Consider the following 21164-nt stretch of genomic DNA (forward strand, 5'->3'; position numbering starts at 1 on the left):
GAGGGGCGCTTGGCCGGATGTTCCGTGCTGCGATGACCCAAAGAGAGGTTCATGGCTTCAGCGCCTCGATCGCGAAAGCCACCAGATCTTCCGGCTGGGCACGATTTTCCTTGGCGACGCATTGCGCGACCATCTGCGGATGGCAGAGCATGACGGTGGCGGCACCGAAGCATTTTGCCGCGACATGCGGATCCTGTTCGCGGAATTCGCCGGACGCGATCCCCTCGGCGATGATCTCCGCCATCAGATCGTTGACGCGGTCGATGTGCCGTTCGATGACGTGCCAGTCCCGCTCGATGGCAACGATGACCATCTCATGGACTTTCTCTTCGTCCAGCATCGTTTCCATGGTCAGGCTGTGTTGTTCGAGCGTGTAACGGCGCAGGCGTTCGCTGGCACTCAGCGGCAAGGCTGCGATGCGTTGCGCCAGATCGTAGCTGGCGCCCAGCATGCGGCTGCAGAGCGCCTGATGGATCTCCACCTTCGATGCGAAGAAGCGGTAGATATTGGCCGTGGACATGCCGAGGTCACGGGCGATGTCGGCGACGGTCGTCTTCCCGTATCCGTAATGCCGGAAGAGCTTCTCCGCGGCATCGAGAATGCGCATGACACCGTCTTGCCGTGCTGCTTCCGTCGTATCCATGTCCATTCGAGCATCACCTTACGACTGACGAATTTTGTATTTCGTCAGTCGTAACGCGAAAAGAAGCCACCGTCAATGCGTCCCGGACATCGACGATGACACGGTTGGACCTACCTTGATAAGCGTGGCAGACTAGAGAGCGACGCCGCGATCGTCGAAACGGTACAGGAACGCGTCTTGCGGTTTGACCCGGACGCCCTGCCCGACGGGAAGCACCAGACCGCCATGGGTTCTGATCTGCAGGCGGGGCGCGCCTTCGACCTCCACGACAAGATAGGTGTCGCTTCCGAGGTATTCGGCAGAAACGACCCGTCCATACCACCCGTGGTCGGCCGTTCCGGCACCGGTGCCGCTTGTCGCCTGGATGTCGAAATGTTCCGGCCGTACGCCGAGGGTCGATGCTCGGTATCCGTCTGCCAGCGGCCCCGTGATCAGGTTCATCTGCGGCGAGCCGATGAAGGTGGCCACGAAGAGATTGGCAGGCTTGCGATAGAGATCGAGCGGATGCCCGACCTGTTCGACCTTTCCGCCATTCATGACCACGATCTTGTCCGCCATCGTCATGGCTTCGACCTGATCATGCGTGACATAGACCGTCGTGGTCGCAAGTCGTTGTTGCAACTCGCGGATTTCGCCGCGCATCTGAACGCGCAGCTTGGCATCGAGATTGGACAGGGGTTCATCGAAGAGAAAAATTTTCGGGGCGCGGACGATGGCGCGTCCCATGGCGACGCGTTGGCGCTGCCCGCCGGACAGCGCGACCGGCTTTCGGTCGAGATAGCGTGTCAGATCGAGGATTTCGGCGGCGGACGCAACGCGCTGGCCGATCTCGCCCTTCGCAAGGCCCGCTAGTCGCAAAGCAAAACCCATGTTGGATGCGACCGTCATGTGCGGGTAAAGCGCGTAGTTTTGAAAGACCATGGCGATGTCGCGGTCTCGCGGGGCAAGATCGTTGACGCGTGTGCCCTGGATCCGGATATCACCGGATGTGATGGCCTCCAGCCCGGCGATCGTCCGCAGCAAGGTAGATTTTCCGCAGCCGGACGGGCCAACCAGCGAGAGGAACTCGCCGTCCTCGGCCCTCACGGAAATGCCGTGCAGCACCTCCAGAACGCCGTAGGATTTCCGGATGTCTTCAAGTTCCAAACGCCCCATCATCATCCTCCCGAGAGTGTGGCTTGACACAAAACAAAAGTGATTTAATCTAATTTCCACGGCCTGGGAAGATCGTTGTTGGAGGCGATGGGGCCGGTAGGGAGCAGAGGCGGCCGGCGACATGCGTGTGGCAGTCGCCCTCCGCGAGACGAGGATGTAAACGCTGCCGCCGCTTCGGACATCGCCACGGCGAGACGATTGTCGGCCGCATGAAAACGTTTGGGGAGGACATTTGAAATGAACACCAGAATTCTCACGCTCCTGTCGGCCGCCGCCATGGCGCTGCCGGTTTCCGCCTTCGGGCAGGATACGATCACCGGCGATACTGGCGGTCCGCCGGACGCGCCGAACAAGCTCGTCTTCCGCATGACCTCGGATGGTCCGCGCAACAACGACCCGGTTCTTGCCGAAGGTTACAGCAAGCTGTTCAACGCGTTCGTCGCCAATCATGCAGGTTGGCAGGTCGAACTGCAGATGATGTCCGGCGACATCAGCCAGGAACAGGCCCGCATGCTCGAACAGGCCAAGTCCGGCAACGCGCCCGATTGCGCAGCGGTCGACAGCTTTGTTCTCCCGCTGTTCAAGAAGTCCGGCGTGCTGCAGTCGTTCTCGCCGTATTTCAAGAAGGAGGAGATCGACCAGCTGTTTCCCTTCATCCGCGACGGCGTAACGGGTGCAGACGGGCAGATTTACGCATGGTGGTGGTCGACTGACCTTCGGGTGCTCTACCGCAACACCGAGATCATCCCGGATGCGCCCGAGACGTGGGACGAGACGAAGAAGGCAGCGCTGGCCTCGGTCGAGAAGGGCATGGAGGGCATTCTCTTCAACGGCGGCCGCTACGAAGGCACGACGTTCGACTGGCTCGCGAATTTCTGGGGCCAGGGCGGAAAGCTGGTGGACGATGCCGGCAAGCCGATCTTCGGCGAAGGCGAAAACCGGGAAAAGTTCATCAAGGCCGTCAACTACTATCGTGACCTTGTCGAATCCGGTGCGGCCCCGAAGCGCGTGGCGACCATCGGCAACTACGACGACTTCAACGCGGCCGCAGCGGCCGGTACGTCGGCCCTGTTTGTCGGCGGCAACTGGCAGTACAACCAGCTGAAAACGGTTCTCGAGCCCGAAGAGCTGGCCAAATGGACCTTCTCGAGGCTGCCCGGACCGACGAAGGACGAGCGTTCCACGGGCACAGGTGGCTGGACCGTCGCTGCCTTTTCGAAGGATCCGGCCAAGGTCGAGATGTGCGCCAACCTCGCGCGGGAGATCTACATGGGGCCTGCCAACGAACTGCAGGAGCAGCTGCCGACCCGCGCCGACTTCTATTCCACCTACAAGATCTTCTCGAGCGACACCAACAAGGCGTTCGGCGAAGCGCTGAAGGTCGGTCAGGCCCGTCCCGGTGCACCGGTATACCCGGAGATTTCCAACCAGATCCAGATCATGATGGGCAAGGTGCTGACCGGTGCGGAAGCCACGGATGCGGCCGTGGACGAAGCCTTCAAGGCATCGACGGCCGCCTTCGGCCGCCTCTAGCACCCGGCACGGCGCGAGAGTGATCTCGCGCCGTGCATCTCACGCGCAAGGCTGGACCGATCATGACAGTGCGGAATGCAACCTTCGAACGCCCCATGGCCGCCGGTCTCGCGCGCAGCAGCCGGCACGATGCTCCGCGGGTGGCGCCCTGGGTGCTGCCGCTGATCCTTGTGCTCGGCCTGTTCTACCTCTACCCTGTCTTCGACGTCATGCGGCTCGCCTTCATGCGGGCGACGCTGCTGGCAAACGACGGCACCTACACGCTTTCCACGCTGATCGACACCCTGTCGCGGCCGGAGCTGGCGCAGATTTTGTGGGTCACCTTCGTCTTCACCGCTTCGAGCGTCGTCGCCCAGCAGGTGCTCGGCCTTGTCATCGCCCTCGTGGTGGTGCGCGGGGAGGGGCGCGGCCTGTTCGGAACGACGATCGTGCGCACGACCGCGCTGGTCGCCTGGGTGGTGCCGGGCATCGCGGGCGGCATCATCTGGAAGATGCTCTTCAACGAAGCGCCGTTCGGCGGGCTCAACAGCATCCTGCGTCTTCTCGGGGCGGCACCGGTGCAATGGCTGTCGGATCCGGATCTCGTCATGTGGTCGGTCGTGCTGTCGAACGTCTGGCGCGGGACCGCCTTCTCCATGGTCGTCATGTATGCGGCGCTGAAGGCCATCGACCCTGTTCTTTATGAGGCCGCCTCCGTCGATGGCGCCAACGCCCGCCAGAGGCTGCTCCACGTGACCCTGCCGCAGCTGCGTGCCGCCATTCTCGTCAACATGATCCTGATCACGATCCAGACGCTGAACACGTTCGATGCGATCATCTCGCTGACCGGCGGCGGCCCCGGCCGGGCGACGGAAGTGCTCTCGCTCTATACGTTCAACATCGTGTTCCGGAACTACGACCTGTCGGTCGGTGCCGTGCTGTCGATCCTGATGCTCGCGATCAGCCTGGGTCTTGCTCTCGTCTATGCCGTGTTCCTTCCGAAGGGAGACGAATGATGTCGGCCGCGTCCCGCGAGAGGCTGGGCGATGCGCTCAGCTACCTGTTCATGCTGGTGATCTTCGTCTTCTTCGCATGGCCCCTGCTCTGGCTTCTGTCGCTGGCCCTGCGCACCCGCAAGGAAGTGTTTCTCGGCGTCAGCCGGTTCATCCCGAAGGCGCCGACCCTCGACAACTTCGCCATGATCCTCTCATCGGACAAGTTCCTCGGTTACCTCTGGAACGCACTGAAACTGTCCTCCCTGAGCGCCATCGGTTGCCTCGTCGTGGCGCTGCCGGCGGCCTACGCGTTCTCGCGCTTCAGGTTTCGCGGCAAGGGCGCCTGGATGATGGCCATCCTGTCCGTGCAGATGATCTCTCCGCTCGTCATCATGGTGCCGCTCTACCGCTACATGGCCGCGATCGGGCTGACCGACAGTCACTTCGGCGTCGTCATGGTCTACATCGCGCTCGCTGTTCCCACGGTCACATGGATTCTCAAGGGATCGATCGACGGGATCCCCAAGAGCCTCGACGAGGCCGCACTGATCGATGGCTGCAATCGGTGGGGCGTGTTCGTGCGCGTCATCCTGCCGCTCTCCACGCCCGGCATCGCGTCCGCCTTCATCATCTCGGTCATCGCCGGCTGGTCGCAGTTCCTCGTGCCGTTCCTGCTCATCACCCGCGAAGCCCTCACGCCGATCGGGGTCGGCATCTTCCAGTATGCCGGGACCCAGAACGATAGTTCGATCCAGTTGCTTGCCGCTGCCTGCCTCGTTTCCGTGGTGCCGGCGATCATCGCCTTCCTTTCCCTGCAGCGCCTGATCCTTGGCGCCATGACCGCCGGTGCGGTCAAGGGTTGATCCTTTCATGACACAGACCAGGACTTGAAGATCATGACACTGACACTTGCCCAACGTCTCGAGCGCTTCCAGGTGCGCATGGCCGAACTTGAATTCTGGCGCGTCCACAAGACCGTCCAGATCGAGGGCTGGCGTTGCAACGACACGCCGATCGCGCTGGGCGAAGCCTGGCCCCAGGTCCGCGGCACGCAGCGCTTTGCAGGCTTCGCCGTCGTGCCGGCCGGCTGGCCGCTGGAGGATACACGCCTCTACGTCGACCTCGGCGGCGAAAGCCTGATCACGATCGCCTCGGAGGATGGCACGGCGAAGACGGTCGGGCTCGATCCGTACCATCGCGAATTCGGCGTGCCCGCGACACGCTTCACCGTGACATCGGAAACCGTTGCCCGTCTGCCGTTCGGCGAACCCGTCCGCAAGCCGCATCTCGAATGCGCCGAGCTTCTTTGGCTGGAGCCGTCGGTCGACAGGCTTTGGCTGCTCGTCCGCCAGATCGCGGAGGCCATCACCGTTCTCGAAGGCCACGACGTGGTGCCGCATCTGCTGGACGCCGGCGAGGAGGCGCTTCGTTCGCTCGACTGGCCGTCAGCGACGGCCGACTACGTCTCGCGGACGTCGATGGCGCCGATGCAGCAGAAGATCTGGCAGCTGCCGGACCTGAAGTCCGAGCCGGCCGGCCTCGACGACCATCACCGCGCGAGCGTGACCAAGGCCTATGACGCCCTGATGGCGCGCCTTGCCGCGCTCCGCGAGCGTTTTCCGCCGCAAGGGAAGATCGCGCTGACGGGCCATGCGCATATCGATCTGGCCTGGCTCTGGCCCTACGACGAGACGCGCCGAAAGATCCGGCGCACCTTCCACACGGCTCTTTCGCTGATGGAGGGGTCCAACGATTTCCGTTTCAACCAGTCGACCGCACATTACTACGCGCAGATCGCGGAAGACGACCCGGATCTACTGGAGCGCGTCAAAGAGCAGGTGAAAGCCGGAAAGTGGGAGACCGTGGGCGGCCTTTGGATCGAGCCTGACACCAACATGCCAACCGGCGAAAGCCTGTCGCGACAGGTGCTCTATGGACAGCGCTATTTCGAAAAGACCTTCGGCCTGCGCCACACCGTCTGCTGGCTGCCGGACTGCTTCGGTTTCACGGGCGCGCTGCCGCAGATCCTGCGCCAGGGCGGCATGAAGAGCTTCTTCACGATCAAGGTCAACTGGTCGGAGACGAACCGGTTTCCCGCGGATCTCTTCTGGTGGGAAGGTACCGACGGCAGCCGCGTTCTCGCGCACACATTCGACAACCCGATGCAGGGCTATAACGGCTTCGTACGGCCGGACTGCTTCGTCCCGACCTGGAAGAACTTTCGCCAGAAGGACAAGCACGAAACGACGCTGCTGTGCGTCGGCTACGGCGACGGCGGCGGCGGCGTGACGCCGGAAATGGTCACGCGCGAAGAGCAGCTGCGCGTCTTCCCGGCAATCCCGCAAGCGGCATGGACCCGCGTCGAGGACTTCTTCGATGGCGCGCACGAGACGGCGTCCCGAAAGGCTCTGCACGTCTGGCAGGGCGAAATCTATCTCGAGCTTCACCGCGCGACGCTGACGAGTCAGAGTGCGGTGAAACGCCTCCACCGCAAGGCCGAACGGACCCTGATCACGGCGGAAACCGTTGCAGGTCTCGCCCATCTGATGGGGGCGGATCGTCCCGCATCCATGGAGCTGACCTGGCGCGTCGTCCTGAAGAACGAGTTCCACGACATTCTGCCCGGTTCCTCGATCGCCGAGGTCTATGTGGATGCCGTCCGCGAACTCGATGGCGCCATCGCCGAGGGAACCGGCGCGCTCGATCAGGCGATGTCCGCCCTTGCGCGTCGCCTGCCGGCCGCGTCCGGTGGGGAAAGCGGCGCCGTGCTCGTCGTCAACCCGTCCTTGTCGTCGCGCGCGATCCGCTTGAACATGCCGGACGGACCTGTGTCGGCCGAAGGGTCGGTGCCCCCGCTCGGCATTGCCGTCCTTCCGGCCTCGGCCCTCGCACCGGCACCGGGCCTCAAGGTCACGAAGAACACGCTGGAGAATGCGACCCTCAAGGTGACGCTCGCCGAAGATGGATCGATCGAAAGCATCCTGCACAAGCCGACGGGCCGGGAAGCCATCGAAGGGCGCGGCAACAGGCTGTATGCCTATACGGCCGATAAGCCGCGAAACTGGGATGCGTGGGATGTCGAGAACGACTACGTCGACAAGGCAGAGGAGATCACCGGTTTCGACGCGATCGAAATTGTCGAGACCGGTCCGCACCGTGCCGCGATCCGCATCAAACGGACGTGGCGCCATTCCAGCATCGTGCAGACTCTAAGCCTTGGGGCGAATGCGCGGCGTCTCGATATCCATACGGAGATCGACTGGCATGACCGACGCGTCATGCTGCGAAGCCTCAGCGAGCTTGCCGTGAAAAGCCGGACGGCGACCTGCGAATGCGCCTATGGCGTGCTCGAGCGGCCGACCGGATCCAACACCTCCTGGGACGAAGCCATGTTCGAGGCCCCGGCGCACCGCTTCGTCGATCTGTCCGAACCCGATTTCGGTGTCGCGCTGATCAATGACGCGAAGTATGGGCACAGCATGCGTGGCAGCGTGCTGGGCCTCTCGCTCCTGCGCTCGCCGATCTATCCGGACCCGATGGCGGACGAGGGATATCAGGCCTTTACCTATTCCCTGATGCCGCATGCAGGCACCTGGTATGAAGGCGGCGTGCGCGAGGAAGCCGAGGAGCTGAACCAGCCGCTCGTGGTTCTTCCGGTAACGGATCGCGCGGTCGGTGCCTGGCAGCCGCTTGCACCGAACGGGATCGACGCGGCACTTTCCGGACTGAAGCCGAGCGAGGACGGCGACGATCTCGTGCTGCGCGTTTTCGAGCCGGCAGGCCGTCGTGGCGAGTTCTCGGTCACGCTGCCCGACGGCTGGGCACTGAGCGCACCGGTGACCATTCTCGAAGAGCCGATGGACGATGTCCCCGCCACCGGCCTCTTGCCTTTCGAGGTCAAAAGCTGGCGTCTCACACGAAGCTGATCGATCGAGCCTTTCTCCCCCGGCCTCTTTGGCCTACCTTGGCCCGCATGTCGCAAGACGTGCGGGCCTTTTTCACCCCTGCAAGACCAGGGCGAATGTCCGTTTCCGTCGAGGCGAGAGCCGTGCGGCGCGGGGCGTTCGTTCGAGCATGAAGAGAGGTGTCGTGTGACCTTTGCCGGATCCAATGGCGAGCAGGCGGCGGCGCAGAACCGCGCCACGATCCTGAGTGATATTTATCGCGAAGCTCCGATCTCGCGCACGGAACTCGCACACCGCTCCCGGCTCACAAAACAGACCGTGACGCGGATCGTCGATCGCCTGCTCGATGAAGGGGTCGTCATGGAGGCGCGGCGACGTCAGGGCCTGCGCGGGCAGCCGGCCATCGAGCTGGAGATCGATCCCGAAGGCGTCTTCTCGATCGGCGCCAACATCGATCGCGACCATCTGACCGTCGTTGCGGTGGACGCGACCGGTGCCGTGCGCGGGCGCATTCACCACGAGGAACGCTTCCTGATGCCGGAGACCTTCGTCGCGCTGATGGGAGACGCGGTTTCGTCCTTCCTGCGGCGAAAGGTCATCCAGGAGCCGCGGCTGGCCGGGATCGGCCTCGCCATCCCCGACTGGCTCGGCGAAGTGCCGGTCATTGGCCGCCCGGACACCTATGCCCGGTGGAGCGGCTTCGACGTGCGGGGCGCGCTTGCCGGCATCACCAGCCATCCTGTCTTCATCGATAACGACGCCAACGCCGCGGCTCTCGGCGAGATCGAATATGGCTTCGGTACCGAAATCAGCAGTTTCTTCTACATCTTCGTCAACGCCTGCCTTGGCGGCAGTCTCGTCATCGACGGCATGCGCCACAAGGGTGCAAGCGGTCTCGGCGGCGAAATCGGGTGGCTGCCTGTCGTGATCGACGAGGGGCCTTGCTCCGGCAAGACGCAGCCGCTCGGCGAGATGTTTTCGCTTTTCATTCTCTACGATCATCTGCGGCAGCACGGCGTTTCCGTTTCCACGCCGACGGAGCTGGCCGCCCTGACAGGCACGGCGCGCGGGCTCGTCAGCGCCTGGCTGCGCAGGATCAGCATCACGCTGGCCGAGGCCATCATCGACATCGGCATGATCGTCGATCCCGATGCCGTGCTGATCGGCGGGCGTCTCCCGGTCCGGATGATCGATGAGCTCCTGGTCTACACCCGCGAGGAGATCACCCGCCGCGGCGTGACGCCGCCCTCCCTGCATCGCGCCGCGGGATCGGACGATGCCGCGGCGCTGGGGGCGGCAACCATGCCGCTTGCCCATCGGCTGTGCCTGCCGACCGCGGAGGCGGCGCAACGGGAGCGCGTCCCGCTGTCGGCTCATCCAAACGGCGTCAGGCTGACCGCGCGAGCAACAGCTCCATGATCGGCGTCATCGCGGCCCCGATCCCGATGCCGCCGCCGTCCAGCGAGACGCGCCGGATGGGCGGAATCCAGGGTGCGGCCACGAAGGTGCGTGCCTGATCGGTGCGTTGAACCTGCATGCAGGCCATGAGGCGATCGAGCACGATATCCGGAAGCGCTCCGCCGAGGAGCAGGGCGCCGGGCGAGACGAAGCCGGCGATGGCGACGACCGCTTCCAGCAGGCGCCCGGCCACGGTTTCGATCCAGTCGGAAAGCGCCGGCGGTCCGGCGTCTCGCGCGCGCTGATACGCCCGGATGTTGGCCACTTCGGTCAGGCTCGGGTGCAGCCGTCCTGGACGCATGTCGCCGATCTGGCCTGCCCGCCCGTTCATCCCGCGAAACGTCTTGCCGCCGATGAAGAGTCCGGCCCGAACCGTCTCGTCGATCAGCACCACCACCAGCCCCCCTTCCGGCTCGCCGAGCCCGAGCAGGCGTTCGCCGGTCAGACAGGCCTCCGTATCCGGCATCAAGAAGACGGGGCGCCCCGGCAGAAGTCGTTCCACCGTTTCCGTTTCAGGGGCACAGTCCGGGGCAAAGGCGAAGCCGAGGCCGACGGGTGCACGCTCCTCGGCTTTGGCGAGCACCGCCTTCACCGCTTCGGGCAGCTTTGCCCCGATGTCGGACCCCGAAAGGACCTCGCGCGCGAGGACCGCGCCTAGGAGATCGACAAGCACCACCTCGGCCGCGTCGACGGACAGGCTGACGCCCAGCCCGCATGCGCCCCCGGGCTGCAGCGTGAATTCCGCGGCATGATAGCGCCCGGTCCCGGCGCGCTTGCGCTTCAGGACCAGGCCCTGTGCATCGAGCCGGTTCATGATGCCCGTTACGGCTGGTTCGGTCAGGCCGAGACGGTTGGACAGCTCCTGCCGGGTCAGCGGCCCAAAGGTCCTGAGGAGGCTCAGCGCGACCCGCGAATTGTGATCGGCAATGTCTCCGGGGCTCATGCCCGGCCCCGGCCCGATCCCGGGCTCCTCCGCTATAAGGCTCCGTGACGTCGTGCGCGTCAACCGCTGTCCCGGCCTCATGGGTCTCGGCCTCCCATGTCGACCGGTGTCAGCCCGTGCGCACACGACCGCCGTTTCCCGTTCCTGCTGTCGTCAGGCATCTGGTGCATGTTCCTCGCGCCCGTGAAATGTCCGCTCCCGCGCCGAGGCATGCGTTCGCCGGACATGACGCTTGAGCCGTCTCGACCCTGCAACGTCTGGCGTTCCCTCGCAAGAGTGGAAGCGCGATGTGCCCGCAAATGACGAGGGAGCCTAAGCGATCGAACCGATCGCCGTACCGGCGGAGAGGTAGGCGCCCTGTTCGGCAACGATGCGCAAGCGACCCGAGCGATGGGCTGTGACCTGTGTTTCCATCTTCATGGCCTCGAGAATGGCGATCAGCTCGCCTTCCTGGACCTCATCGCCGTCAACCGCCTTCCATACCTGCAGCGTCCCGGAGATAGGGGCGATGACCTCCGTGACATCGACCGTGGCTGGGGTTCCCACCGCTGGTGTGCCCGGTGTCCCACCGGCCCCGCCGAGCCCTGCAAGCAGCGCTGTCGGCAGGCCGACGGCGTGGAGGCGGCCGTCGATCTCGATATGTGTGCGCATCATGCCGGCTGGCGTCGGCACAACGGGGCGGGGAGCCGCCTCGGGAAGGGCGGCAAAATCCGTCTCGATCCAGCGCGTATGCACCTTGAAGCCGTCTTCGCCCCGGAAATCGGCGGTCTCGATGGCAGCGCGGTGGAAGGGCAGGACAGTGGCGATGCCCTCGATGCGAAATTCGGCCAGGGCCCGACGGGCGCGTGCCAGGGCCTGCTCCCGGTTCGCGCCGGTGACGATCAGCTTCGATGTCAGGGAATCAAAGGTCCCTGGCACCGTCGATCCAGTGACGACGCCACTGTCGAGGCGGATGCCGGGACCTGAAGGCGGACGAAACTCGGTGATGGTGCCGGGCGTCGGCAGGAAACCGCGGCCGGGATCCTCCGCATTGATCCGAAACTCGATGGAATGGCCCCGCGGCGCCGGTGTCTCCAGAACGCCGAGCGGAAGCCCATCGGCAACACGGAACTGCTCAACCACGAGGTCGATACCCGTCGTTTCCTCCGTCACCGGATGTTCGACCTGCAGGCGCGTATTGACCTCGAGAAACGAGATGGTGCCGTCAATGCCGAGCAGGAATTCGACGGTGCCCGCACCGGTATAGCCGGCGGCCTTGCAGATGCTGGCCGCGGACCGATGGATCTCGTTCCGTTGCGCGTCGCTGAGGAAGGGGGCAGGGGCCTCCTCGACGAGCTTCTGGTTGCGACGCTGCAGGGAGCAGTCACGCGTCCCCAGCACGACGACATTTCCGTGGCGATCGGCCAGCACCTGCGCTTCGATATGGCGAGGCCTGTCGAGGAAGCGCTCGAGGAAACACTCGCCGCGCCCGAAGGCGGCAGTCGCCTCCCGCACGGCGGAGTCGTAGAGATCCGGAATGTCCTCGCGTTTCCACGCGACCTTGAGGCCGCGCCCGCCACCGCCATGGGCCGCCTTGATGGCGACGGGAAGGCCATGAGCGTCGGCAAAGGCGATGACCTCTGCTGCGGTTTCGACCGGGCCGTCGCTGCCGGCCACGAGCGGGGCCCCGACACGGGTTGCGATGCGCCGCGCCTCGACCTTGTCGCCGAGCGCTTCGATGACGTGAGGATCGGGGCCGATCCAGATGAGGTCTGCCTGTTGCACAGCCCGCGCGAACTCGGCTCGCTCCGAGAGGAATCCGTATCCGGGATGCACAGCATCCGCGCCGGACCGCTTGGCGATGGCGATCAGCTTGTCGATGTCGAGATAGCTGTCGGCAGGCCGGTTGCCATCAAGGCCATAGGCCTCGTCCGCCAGGCGCACGTGCAGCGCATCGATATCGCAATCGGCATAGACAGCGACCGAGCCGACGCCGTAGTCGCGGCAGGCACGAATGATCCGGACGGCGATTTCGCCCCGATTGGCGATCAGAACTTTCTTCATGCGTATCCTCCCTCTGAGGTGGCCGATGGCAAGGGCACGAGCAGGCGCATCAGGCCTTGGCCGGCACGATGTCTGCGAACGGCGCGATCGGCCGGAACTGGATGCGGGCATTGACCGGGATCTGGCCGGCCAGGTCGAGATGATAGTCGGCAACCGTCGCAATGACGGGATAGCCGCCGGTCAGGGGATGATCGGCGAGGAACAGGACGGGCTGCCCGCTATGCGGCACCTGGATCGCTCCGGTGGCGGTCCCCTCGCTCGGCAGCTCCGCCTTGTCCCGACGTTCTAGCGGGGTATCGCCCGCCAGGCGAATGCCGACCCGGTTGGATTGCGGCGTCACGTGGAAGACCTGGGACGACAGCGCATCGAGGCCCGCTTCGGTGAACCAGTCGCTGCGCGGCCCCAGCACCACGTCCAGCGTGACGATGTCGTTCGCTGCGGGGTGAACGAAGGCTGCCGTTTCCTCGATCGACACCGCTTCAAGCCCCGCCATATCGGTGCCGGCCTTGAGAACGGCCCCCTTGATCACGGGATCCGGGCCGACGATGGCGAGCGTATCGGTCGAGGTGCTGCCGAGAATGGGTGTCACGTCGAAGCCGCCACGCACCGAAAGATAGCTGCGCATACCTCTGGCAGGTTCGCCCAAGGTCACGACATCGCCGGGCTCCAGCGAGATCGGACGGTATGTCTCGGCCTGCTGCACGCGCCCCTCGACATCCCGGATTTCGATCGGACAGGGAGCACCGGTGATGCCGATGACCGTGCGGCCGGAAACCGAGACGGAAAAGCCGCCGAGCGTCAGTTCGAGACAGGTTTTACCAGGCGGATTGCCCACCACGCGGTTGGCGGCGCGGTAGGCGCCCTGGTCGAGCGCGCCGGCTGAGGAGACGCCTTGCCCGGTCTGGCCGAAGCGGCCCGCGTCCTGGAAAAGCGCCGGCATGGGCGCGGCAAGGACGGTGAAGGACACGCCGCCTGCATCGGCATTCGAGGCGACGACCGTTTTCGGGGAGATCGGTGAAGCCACGCTGTAGGAGCGTTTCGCCAGATCGTAGAACTGCACGTGGTAGCCTGGTTGGAAGAGCGCGGGCGGATCGCGCGACAGGTCCCACATCTTTTCGGGCGTCACGCCGATGATCTGCCAGCCTCCGGGGCTTTCCTGCGGATAGACCCCGCTGAAAGCGCCTGCGAGCGCCACCGACCCGGCCGGAATACGGGTGCGAGGGCTCTGGCGACGCGGTACCTGCAGAGCGGGGTCTCCGCCGACGAGATAGCCGAAACCGGGCGCAAAGCCGCAGAAGGCCACGGTGAACGCGCTGTCCACATGCCGACGGATGACCTCGTCGACGGAGAGGCCCGTGAGCTCGGCGACGTCAGCCAGATCTTCGCCTTCGTACCGCACGGGGATGTCAACGCGCTTGTCGGACGGTGCGATACGCGCCGAGAGATCCCGCGTTGCGACCTCTCGCGCCAGTGCCTGGGGCGTCGAGGAGCTTGCCTGGAAACGGATCATCAACGTGCGGGCGGCCGGCACCAGGTCCACAATGCCGGATACCGGCTCGGCCTCCAGCGAGGCAAACAGCGCTAGCGTTTCCTGGAGATCGGCAAGCTCGACAAGCAGTGTGGTCAGGCTGACGGGAAGAAAGCGCATCGTGATCCTCAGGCGTGGTAGGCCGAATCCGGAATATCGGTGATGAACATGTGCCCCGGCGCGTGGGTGATGGCAAAAGGCACGCCGGAGGCCATGACGGCCGCCTGGGGCGTCACGCCGCAGGCCCAGAATACGGGAACTTCGCCGGGCTCGATCCGCACGGCGTCGCCGAATTCCGGCTTTGCGAGGTTGGCAATACCGATCTCCTCCGGCGCGCCGACATGGACCGGTGCGCCATGCACGGCCGGAAAGCGACCGGAGATGGTTGCGGCATCCGCAACACGACCGGCCTGGATGGGCCGCATGGAGACGACGAGATTGCCGTGGAGGCGTCCGGCCGGGCGACAGGGTCGATTGGTCAGATACATCGGCACGTTGGAGCTGTCGGTGATGTGGCGGATCTCGATGCCGGCTTCGGCCATCGGCGTCTCGAAGGTGAAGCTGCACCCGATCAAAAAGCTGACGAGATCAGGATGCTCGGCCCAGGCGGCCCGGGCGTCTGCGGTTTCTTCCGCAAGCTTGCCGTCCCGCCAGATGCGGTAGAGCGGCACGTCGGTCCGAAGGTCCGCGTCGGGCGCGAGCAGGGTGCTGTGTGATCCGGGGTCCGACACGTCGAGAACCGGACAAGCTTTCGGGTTGCGTTGGGCGTAGAGCAGAAAATCGAACGCCCAATCGCGCGGCAGCACGATCATGTTGGCCTGCGTGAAGCCGGGCGCGACACCGGATGTGGGCGCGACACTGCCGGCGCGGTAACGCGCGCGGGCCTCCCGGGCGCAGGTTGCGTCGACATGGCGTAGATGTTCGATGGCAATCACGAGGATCTCCCGGTGTTTTCGACGCCCGGCAGGAAGGATCTCACCGAAAGTCCCTCTGCTTCGAAGGCGCGTCGGATTTCGCGGGCGATGGAAACGGCGCCGGGGCTGTCCCCATGAACGCAGATCGATTGCGCCTCGATGCGGATGGTGGAGCCGTCGATGGCGGTCAGCGTGCCGTCACGGGCCAGCTGGACCATGCGCTGCGCAATGGTTTCCGGGTCGTGAAGCACGGCGCCCGCCTCCCTGCGGGACACGAGCCGGCCTTCCGGCGTGTAAGCGCGGTCGGCAAAGGCCTCGGTGACGACGGCAAGTCCGGCGCGGCGCGCGAGATCGAGGATCGGCGTGCCGGCAAGCCCCATCAGGACGAGGCCGTCATCGATCGCCTTGATGCCGTCGATGACGGCCTGTCCCTGCTTCGGGTCGTTGGCGATCTTGTTATAGAGGGCGCCATGCGGCTTGACGTAGCTGACCCTGGTTCCGGCGGCCGCAGCCATGCCCTTCAGGGCGCCGATCTGATAGATGACGTCGGCGATGAGTTCGTCCGATGTGACGTCCATGTCGCGCCGGCCGAAGCCGACGCGGTCGGGATACGAGACGTGCGCGCCGATGGCGACGCCGTGGTGAGCAGCGGCGCGGACAGTGCGCAGGATCCCCCCGGGATCGCCGGCATGAAAGCCGCAGGCGATGTTGGCACTGGAGACGATGGCAAGCATGGCCGTATCGTCACCCATATCCCAGGCGCCGTAGCTTTCGCCGAGGTCGCTGTTGAGATCGATGGCTTTCATGTCGCGCTCCTACCCTTGGTCGTTGGCTCGTCACCGAGATGGTGTGTGTCCGGACGCAAACCGCGTCGCGTCCGGGTGGTTCTGGTGCCCTATGCGGTCAACAGCGCGAAAATCGGGCCGATCGAGCGGTACCCCATGTACCAGGTAAGGGCGCAGGCCAGCACACCCAGCACGAGAAGCCAGCGCGGATAGCGGTAGCCGCCCATCAGGTCCGAGCGTGCCCAGGCCGCATAGATGAAGATCGACAGGCCGATGGGAAGGATGAGCCCGTTAAGCCCGCCGACGAACACGAGCATCTGCGCGGGTGGTGTCGTGATGAGGACATAGGCCAGCAGCGACACGCCGATGAAGATGACCGTTGCAATGTTGCGGCTGCGCTCGGAGATGTCCTTCTTGAAGACCGTGATGAAGGATACGGACGTGTAGGCCGCTCCGATGACCGAGGTGATGGCGGCGAACCAGAGCACGGCGCCGAAAATGCGGTAACCGACATCGCCGGCGGCCGCCTGGAACGCCTGGGCCGCAGGATTCGCGCCCTTTCCGGAGATATCGATGACGGCCCCGCTGGCCACCACGCCGAGGATAGCGAGGAACAGCACGTAGCGCATGAGACCCGTCACGGCGATGCCGGTCAGAGCTGCGCGATTGACCGCGCCGAGATTCTCGATGCCGACCGTGCCCTTGTCGAGCAGGCGATGCGCGCCGGAATAGGTGATATAGCCGCCGACCGTGCCGCCGACGATGGTGGTGATCGTGGCGAAATCGATCGTGCTCGGAAGAAACGTCTGAAACAGCGCGTCGCCGACCGGCGGTGCCGAGACCACGGCGACATAGAGCGTGAGCACGATCATGAGAATGCCGGCCACGACGATGAGCCGATCGATCGCAACGCCGGCCTTCTTGGACAGGAAGATGGCAATGGCGATCAGGGCGCTGATCGCGCCGCCCCACTTCGGATCCGCACCGAGCATCGCGTTCAGGCCGAGGCCGGCGCCGCCGATGTTGCCGACATTGAAGAACAGTCCGCCGACGATCACGAGAATGGCGAGCAGATAGCCGGTGCCGGGGACTGCGGCGTTGGCGATATCGGAGGCGCGCATCTTCGTCAGCGTGACGATCCGCCAGATGTTCAGCTGGACGACGAAATCGATGACGATGGAGGCGAGAATGGCGAACGCAAAGGCAGCGCCGAGCTTCGTCGTGAAGGTCGCCGTCTGGGTGATGAAGCCCGGACCGATCGCGGAGGTGGCCATCAGGAAGATGGCGGCAACCAGCGCCGCTCTGCGAGACTTTGTCGACATGCTACCGGCTGCGGGATTGCCCTGCGACGGTGCGGGAGACGATATGGGTGTTTCGGCCATGTTACCCTCTTTGTTGTCCGCGTCGCCCTATGAGCCCAGGGTCGTGCGGCTGTTTTATCGGAGTAAGGTCGCCGCGTTTCACAACCCTGTCAATATCGTTCAACGATTTTATTGCATCGTTCTACGTTGATGCTCGAATTCGTGGCAGAATGCTCTGCGAGCAAGCAGAAAAACGAGGCGTTGCCGGTCTTTTCAGCAAGAGGATAGGACATTTGCCCGCTCGGGATCCGTGGATGTCTTGACCGTCTGTCGCGTCCCGTCCCGGCATGCCGTCGAAATCGTGTGACGAGGCGCTCAGACCGATCGCAGGAGGTTTCCCTTGGACATGATCCGCGATATCGCTGCGATGACGGCGCGCACGCAACGCATGGGGTGCCTGGGGGACCGCGTTTTCAATGGCAGAACAGGACATGATATCGGCGCTGGCGCCGCGCCTTGCAGAGAAGATCCGGGACAGGCTGATCGCCGGTGAACTGAAGCCGGGGCAACGCCTGTCGGAAGCGGCGCTGAGCGCGGATTTCGCCGTCTCGCGCAACTCGCTTCGGGAGGCCTTCCGTCTCCTCACGAAGGAAGGCCTGCTGCGGCACGAGCCCAATCGCGGCATGTTCGTCGCCACGCCCAGCATGGCGTCGATCCTGGATATCTACAGGGTCCGGCGCATGATCGAGTGTCAGGCGCTGGCCGGGGCCTACCCGCACCACCCCGCGGTCGCGCGCATGCGGCGGGCCGTCGAAGCTGCCAAAGTCGCGCGCGACGCCGAGCACTGGGGCAGCGTGGGAAGCCAGAACATGGTGTTTCACGCCGGTATCGTCGAGCTGGCCGACAGCGAGCGGCTGAATGCGTTCTATGCCCAGATTGCCGCAGAGCTTCGTCTGAGTTTCGGCCTGCTTGCCGACCCCGAACTTCTCCATGCGCCGTATGTCGATCTCAACGCCGCGATCCTCGACCATCTCGAAGCCGGACGGACGCAGGAGGCGGCCGACCTGCTCGAGGCCTACCTCACCCAGTCGGAGCGCACCGTCCTCGCCGCATTTTCAAGGATCGGCTGACGCGCGCTTTAGCCATCGGTGCGGCGGCCGTCCGCGTCGAAGAGATGTAGGGCCTGCCGGTTTGCGGCGACAGGCACCATGTCGTCCATCAGGATGCGAGACCGGCCCGCAACGCGGAAGATGATCGGCTGGCCGTTCGTCAGATGCCCGTGAACGTAGCTTTCCGCACCGACGAGCTCGACCGCCGCGACCTTTACATCCGCGCGGAAGGCATCGCCCGTCCGGCCATCCTCGGAGAGGTGGAGATCCTCCGGACGGATACCGAGTGTCGCGCTTTTCGCCGGCAACGTGATGCCCGGATCAAGACTCCAGGCATCGCTCGAGACACCGGGCAGCAGGTTCATGGAGGGGGAGCCGATGAAGGTGGCCACGAAGGTGGTTGCCGGCCTTTCGTAAAGTTCGATCGGCGTTCCCACTTGCTCGATCACGCCGCCGTTCAGAACGACGAGCCGGTCGGCGAGCGTCATCGCCTCCATCTGGTCGTGCGTGACGTAAACGCTGGTCGTCTTCAGGGATTTCTGCAGCCGTTTGATCTCGACGCGCATCTGGACACGCAGTTTCGCATCGAGGTTCGACAGCGGCTCGTCGAACAGGAAGGCCGCGGGTTCGCGCACGATCGCGCGGCCCATGGCGACGCGCTGGCGCTGGCCGCCCGAGAGCTGCCGCGGCTTGCGCTCCAGAAAACCTTCGATTTCAAGAGCCTTTGCGGCCGCCGCAATGCGCCGGTCGATTTCGGCCGGGGGTGTGTTACGGTTCTTCAGGCCATAGGCCAGGTTCTGGCGTACCGACATGTGCGGATAGAGCGCGTAGTTCTGGAAGACCATGGCGATGTCGCGTTCGGAGGGTTCCAGCGTGTTGACCACGCGTCCGCCGATCGAGATCTCGCCGCCGGTGATGCTCTCCAGGCCCGCGATCATGCGCAGCAGCGTAGATTTCCCGCAGCCGGAAGGTCCGACGAGGACGAGGAATTCGCCATCGGCGATATCCAGCGAGATGCCCTTGATGGCATCGACATTGCCATATTTTTTGCGGACGTCGTTGAGAACGATATTGGCCATTATTTTTCCGTCTCCACGAGACCTTTGACGAACCAGCGCTGCATGAGCACCACGACGAGAATGGGGGGAATGATGGCGAGGATCGCCGTGACCATCACGTAGTTCCACGGCGTGGACGCGTCCGTAAAGTCCACCATGCGCCGCAGGCCGATGATGACCGTGTTCATCTTTGCGTCGTTCGTGACCAGCAGCGGCCAGAGATACTGCGTCCATCCGTAGATGAAGAGGATGACGAACAGGGCCGCGATGTTGGTGCTCGACAGCGGCAGAAGGATATCCCGCATGAAACGGAACGGGCCCGCATTGTCGATGCGCGCCGCTTCGACGAGTTCTCCCGGAATGGTCAGGAAGAACTGCCGGAAAAGGAACGTTGCCGTCGCCGACGCCATCAGGGGCAGGGTCAATCCTGCATAGGTGTCGATCAGTCCGAGATCGACGATCACCTTGTAGGTCGGCAGGATGCGCACCTCGACCGGCAGCATCAGCGTGACGAAGATCATCCAGAAGAACGCCATGCGGAACGGAAATCGAAAGAAGACGATGGCAAAGGCAGAAAGGAACGAGATGACGATCTTGCCGACCGCGATTGCCATGGCGACCACGAAGGAATTGAAGAGCAGCCGTTCGAGGCTCACGCCGACGACGCGTTCGACGCCACCCGTCAGCGCTTCCGTGTAGTTCTCGACGAAGTGGCCGCCCGGCAGCAGCGACATGGGCGGGCGGATGATCGCCTCCGACGTCGCCGTGGACGCGATGAACGTGTAATAGATCGGGAAGGCGACGATGATGATGCCGAGCATCAGGATGGCGTGGCCGACAAGGTTGGCGATGGGGCGTTTTTCGATCATCTCAAGGCCTCAACCATAGTGCACGCGCTTCTCGACGAAGCGGAACTGGAACGCCGTGAGCGCGATCACGATCACCATGAGGATGACGGACTGGGCGGCCGAGGAGCCCAGGTTCAGATTGACGAAGCCGTCATTGTAGACCTTGTACACCAGCGTCTCTGTTGCCTTTGCAGGTCCGCCGCCGGTCACGGAATGGATGATGCCGAACGTGTCGAAGAACGCGTAGACGGTGTTGACCACGAGCAGAAAAAACGTGGTCGGCGCCAGCAGCGGAAAGACGATCGTCCAGAACCGTCGCGCGCCGCGCGCGCCGTCGATCGATGCTGCTTCGATCAGGCTTTTCGGAATGGCCTGCAGCCCGGCGACGAAAAAGAGGAAATTGTAGCTGATCTGTTTCCATGCGGCAGCGACGACGACCAGTGCCATCGCCTGCTCGCCGTTCAGCAAGGGGTCCCATCCAAAGCCGTTGCGACGCAACAGGTAGGCGAATGTCCCCATGGCCGGATTGAACATGAAGAGCCAGAGCATGCCGGCCACGGCCGGCGCAACGGCATAGGGCCAGATCAGCAGAGTCCGATAGAAGGTCTGGCCGCGCACCACCTTGTCGGCAGCCGTCGCCAGCAACAGCGCGACGCCCATGGAGACAAGCGCGGTCAGAATGCTGAAGACCACGGTGACCTGCAGGGCGTGGATATAGTTCGGATCCGACAGCACGGCACGAAAATTGGCAAGGCCGACGAAGCCGCTTTTCAGGCCGAACGGATCCTCGCGCATGACGGACTGGTAGAGCGCCTGGCTTGCGGGCCAGAAGAAAAAGATCACCGTGAGAACGATCTGCGGGGCGACCAGCAGGTACGGCAGGATCTTGTTGGGAAAGGCGACGTTGTGCACCGGGTGCTCCTCGGGACGGCAGTCGGGCGGCGTACCGACCCGTCAAAAGGGGTCG

17 protein-coding genes are annotated in these 21164 nt (G+C 64.2%); 6 read left to right on the forward strand and 11 right to left on the reverse strand.

What is annotated here, in order from left to right; translation table 11 throughout:
* Positions 1–49: 49 nt before the first annotated feature.
* Together ASG25_RS19600 and ugpC are read right to left on the reverse strand one after the other, a co-directional pair.
* Positions 50–649: a TetR family transcriptional regulator gene (locus tag ASG25_RS19600; RefSeq protein WP_062478247.1), complete on the reverse strand. Its 600-nt coding sequence runs from the start codon at positions 647–649 to the stop codon at positions 50–52.
* A gap of 126 nt (positions 650–775) precedes the next feature.
* Positions 776–1798 (reverse strand): sn-glycerol-3-phosphate ABC transporter ATP-binding protein UgpC, encoded by a 1023-nt coding sequence (ugpC, locus tag ASG25_RS19605; protein WP_062478250.1) that lies wholly within the window; start codon positions 1796–1798, stop codon positions 776–778.
* A 237-nt stretch (positions 1799–2035) separates the two neighbouring features.
* Here ugpC and ASG25_RS19610 point away from each other — a divergent pair, with 237 nt between their 5' ends.
* The 5 genes from ASG25_RS19610 to ASG25_RS19630 all read left to right on the forward strand — a co-directional run bounded on the left by ASG25_RS19610 (position 2036) and on the right by ASG25_RS19630 (position 9629).
* Complete coding sequence (locus ASG25_RS19610; protein ID WP_062478253.1) at positions 2036–3331, forward strand: extracellular solute-binding protein; 1296 nt, start codon at positions 2036–2038, stop codon at positions 3329–3331.
* Positions 3332–3426: 95 nt separating this feature from the next.
* Complete coding sequence (locus tag ASG25_RS19615) at positions 3427–4326, forward strand: sugar ABC transporter permease (RefSeq protein ID WP_062478832.1); 900 nt, start codon at positions 3427–3429, stop codon at positions 4324–4326.
* A complete protein-coding gene (locus ASG25_RS19620; protein ID WP_062478256.1) occupies positions 4326–5168 on the forward strand; it encodes a carbohydrate ABC transporter permease in 843 nt (280 codons plus the stop codon). The genes ASG25_RS19615 and ASG25_RS19620 overlap by 1 nt, the downstream gene beginning before the upstream one ends.
* A 33-nt stretch (positions 5169–5201) precedes the next feature.
* The gene (locus tag ASG25_RS19625; protein WP_062478835.1) at positions 5202–8231 is read left to right on the forward strand and encodes a glycoside hydrolase family 38 C-terminal domain-containing protein; all 3030 of its coding nucleotides are present in this window, start codon (positions 5202–5204) and stop codon (positions 8229–8231) included.
* Between the two features lie 165 nt (positions 8232–8396).
* Positions 8397–9629: an ROK family transcriptional regulator gene (locus ASG25_RS19630; protein WP_062478258.1), complete on the forward strand. Its 1233-nt coding sequence runs from the start codon at positions 8397–8399 to the stop codon at positions 9627–9629.
* On the opposite strand, the gene ASG25_RS19635 is transcribed toward ASG25_RS19630, so the two are convergent.
* The 6 genes from ASG25_RS19635 to ASG25_RS19660 all read right to left on the reverse strand — a co-directional run bounded on the left by ASG25_RS19635 (position 9598) and on the right by ASG25_RS19660 (position 17203).
* Positions 9598–10611: an ROK family transcriptional regulator gene (locus tag ASG25_RS19635; RefSeq protein WP_062478261.1), complete on the reverse strand. Its 1014-nt coding sequence runs from the start codon at positions 10609–10611 to the stop codon at positions 9598–9600. The genes ASG25_RS19630 and ASG25_RS19635 overlap by 32 nt on opposite strands.
* Positions 10612–10923: 312 nt before the next feature.
* A complete protein-coding gene (locus tag ASG25_RS19640; RefSeq protein ID WP_062478264.1) occupies positions 10924–12654 on the reverse strand; it encodes a biotin carboxylase N-terminal domain-containing protein in 1731 nt (576 codons plus the stop codon).
* Between the two features lie 49 nt (positions 12655–12703).
* Positions 12704–14302 carry a 5-oxoprolinase/urea amidolyase family protein gene (locus tag ASG25_RS19645; RefSeq protein WP_062478266.1) on the reverse strand — a complete coding sequence of 533 codons (1599 nt, stop codon included), beginning with the start codon at positions 14300–14302 and terminating at the stop codon, positions 12704–12706.
* An 8-nt stretch (positions 14303–14310) separates the two neighbouring features.
* Entirely contained in the window at positions 14311–15117 is an 807-nt protein-coding gene (locus ASG25_RS19650; protein WP_062478269.1) for a putative hydro-lyase, read from the reverse strand.
* Positions 15114–15902: a 5-oxoprolinase subunit PxpA gene (locus ASG25_RS19655; protein WP_062478273.1), complete on the reverse strand. Its 789-nt coding sequence runs from the start codon at positions 15900–15902 to the stop codon at positions 15114–15116. Before ASG25_RS19655 ends, ASG25_RS19650 begins: the two co-directional genes overlap by 4 nt.
* Positions 15903–15991: 89 nt before the next feature.
* Positions 15992–17203 (reverse strand): NRAMP family divalent metal transporter, encoded by a 1212-nt coding sequence (locus ASG25_RS19660; RefSeq protein WP_062478847.1) that lies wholly within the window; start codon positions 17201–17203, stop codon positions 15992–15994.
* A gap of 455 nt (positions 17204–17658) precedes the next feature.
* On the opposite strand from ASG25_RS19660, the gene ASG25_RS19665 reads away from it, so the two are divergent.
* Positions 17659–18312, forward strand: coding sequence for a GntR family transcriptional regulator (locus ASG25_RS19665; RefSeq protein ID WP_062478276.1), 654 nt, complete (start codon positions 17659–17661; stop codon positions 18310–18312).
* 8 nt (positions 18313–18320) lie between these two features.
* Here the strand turns inward: ASG25_RS19665 and ASG25_RS19670 are convergent, their stop codons facing one another.
* Genes ASG25_RS19670 through ugpA form a run of 3 tightly spaced genes read right to left on the reverse strand, consistent with a single transcriptional unit; the run spans position 18321 to position 21109 of the window.
* Entirely contained in the window at positions 18321–19370 is a 1050-nt protein-coding gene (locus ASG25_RS19670; RefSeq protein ID WP_062478278.1) for a sn-glycerol-3-phosphate import ATP-binding protein UgpC, read from the reverse strand.
* The gene (gene ugpE, locus ASG25_RS19675; RefSeq protein WP_062478281.1) at positions 19370–20218 is read right to left on the reverse strand and encodes a sn-glycerol-3-phosphate ABC transporter permease UgpE; all 849 of its coding nucleotides are present in this window, start codon (positions 20216–20218) and stop codon (positions 19370–19372) included. Before ugpE ends, ASG25_RS19670 begins: the two co-directional genes overlap by 1 nt.
* 9 nt (positions 20219–20227) lie before the next feature.
* Positions 20228–21109 (reverse strand): sn-glycerol-3-phosphate ABC transporter permease UgpA, encoded by an 882-nt coding sequence (gene ugpA / locus ASG25_RS19680; RefSeq protein WP_062478284.1) that lies wholly within the window; start codon positions 21107–21109, stop codon positions 20228–20230.
* Positions 21110–21164: the final 55 nt, after the last annotated feature.

Origin of the sequence: Rhizobium sp. Leaf384, assembly GCF_001424065.1 — a bacterium.
Lineage (GTDB): Bacteria > Pseudomonadota > Alphaproteobacteria > Rhizobiales > Rhizobiaceae > Ferranicluibacter.

Excerpts from the sequence above, each read along its gene's own strand:
- ASG25_RS19600 (WP_062478247.1), bottom strand. The coding sequence starts at position 649 with ATGGACATGGATACGACGGAAGCAGCACGGCAAGACGGTGTCATGCGC.
- ugpC (WP_062478250.1), bottom strand. The coding sequence starts at position 1,798 with ATGGGGCGTTTGGAACTTGAAGACATCCGGAAATCCTACGGCGTTCTG.
- ASG25_RS19610 (WP_062478253.1), top strand. The coding sequence starts at position 2,036 with ATGAACACCAGAATTCTCACGCTCCTGTCGGCCGCCGCCATGGCGCTG.
- ASG25_RS19615 (WP_062478832.1), top strand. The coding sequence starts at position 3,427 with ATGGCCGCCGGTCTCGCGCGCAGCAGCCGGCACGATGCTCCGCGGGTG.
- ASG25_RS19620 (WP_062478256.1), top strand. The coding sequence starts at position 4,326 with ATGTCGGCCGCGTCCCGCGAGAGGCTGGGCGATGCGCTCAGCTACCTG.
- ASG25_RS19625 (WP_062478835.1), top strand. The coding sequence starts at position 5,202 with ATGACACTGACACTTGCCCAACGTCTCGAGCGCTTCCAGGTGCGCATG.
- ASG25_RS19635 (WP_062478261.1), bottom strand. The coding sequence starts at position 10,611 with ATGAGCCCCGGAGACATTGCCGATCACAATTCGCGGGTCGCGCTGAGC.
- ASG25_RS19640 (WP_062478264.1), bottom strand. The coding sequence starts at position 12,654 with ATGAAGAAAGTTCTGATCGCCAATCGGGGCGAAATCGCCGTCCGGATC.
- ASG25_RS19645 (WP_062478266.1), bottom strand. The coding sequence starts at position 14,302 with ATGCGCTTTCTTCCCGTCAGCCTGACCACACTGCTTGTCGAGCTTGCC.
- ASG25_RS19655 (WP_062478273.1), bottom strand. The coding sequence starts at position 15,902 with ATGAAAGCCATCGATCTCAACAGCGACCTCGGCGAAAGCTACGGCGCC.
- ASG25_RS19660 (WP_062478847.1), bottom strand. The coding sequence starts at position 17,203 with ATGTCGACAAAGTCTCGCAGAGCGGCGCTGGTTGCCGCCATCTTCCTG.
- ASG25_RS19665 (WP_062478276.1), top strand. The coding sequence starts at position 17,659 with ATGGCAGAACAGGACATGATATCGGCGCTGGCGCCGCGCCTTGCAGAG.
- ASG25_RS19670 (WP_062478278.1), bottom strand. The coding sequence starts at position 19,370 with ATGGCCAATATCGTTCTCAACGACGTCCGCAAAAAATATGGCAATGTC.
- ugpE (WP_062478281.1), bottom strand. The coding sequence starts at position 20,218 with ATGATCGAAAAACGCCCCATCGCCAACCTTGTCGGCCACGCCATCCTG.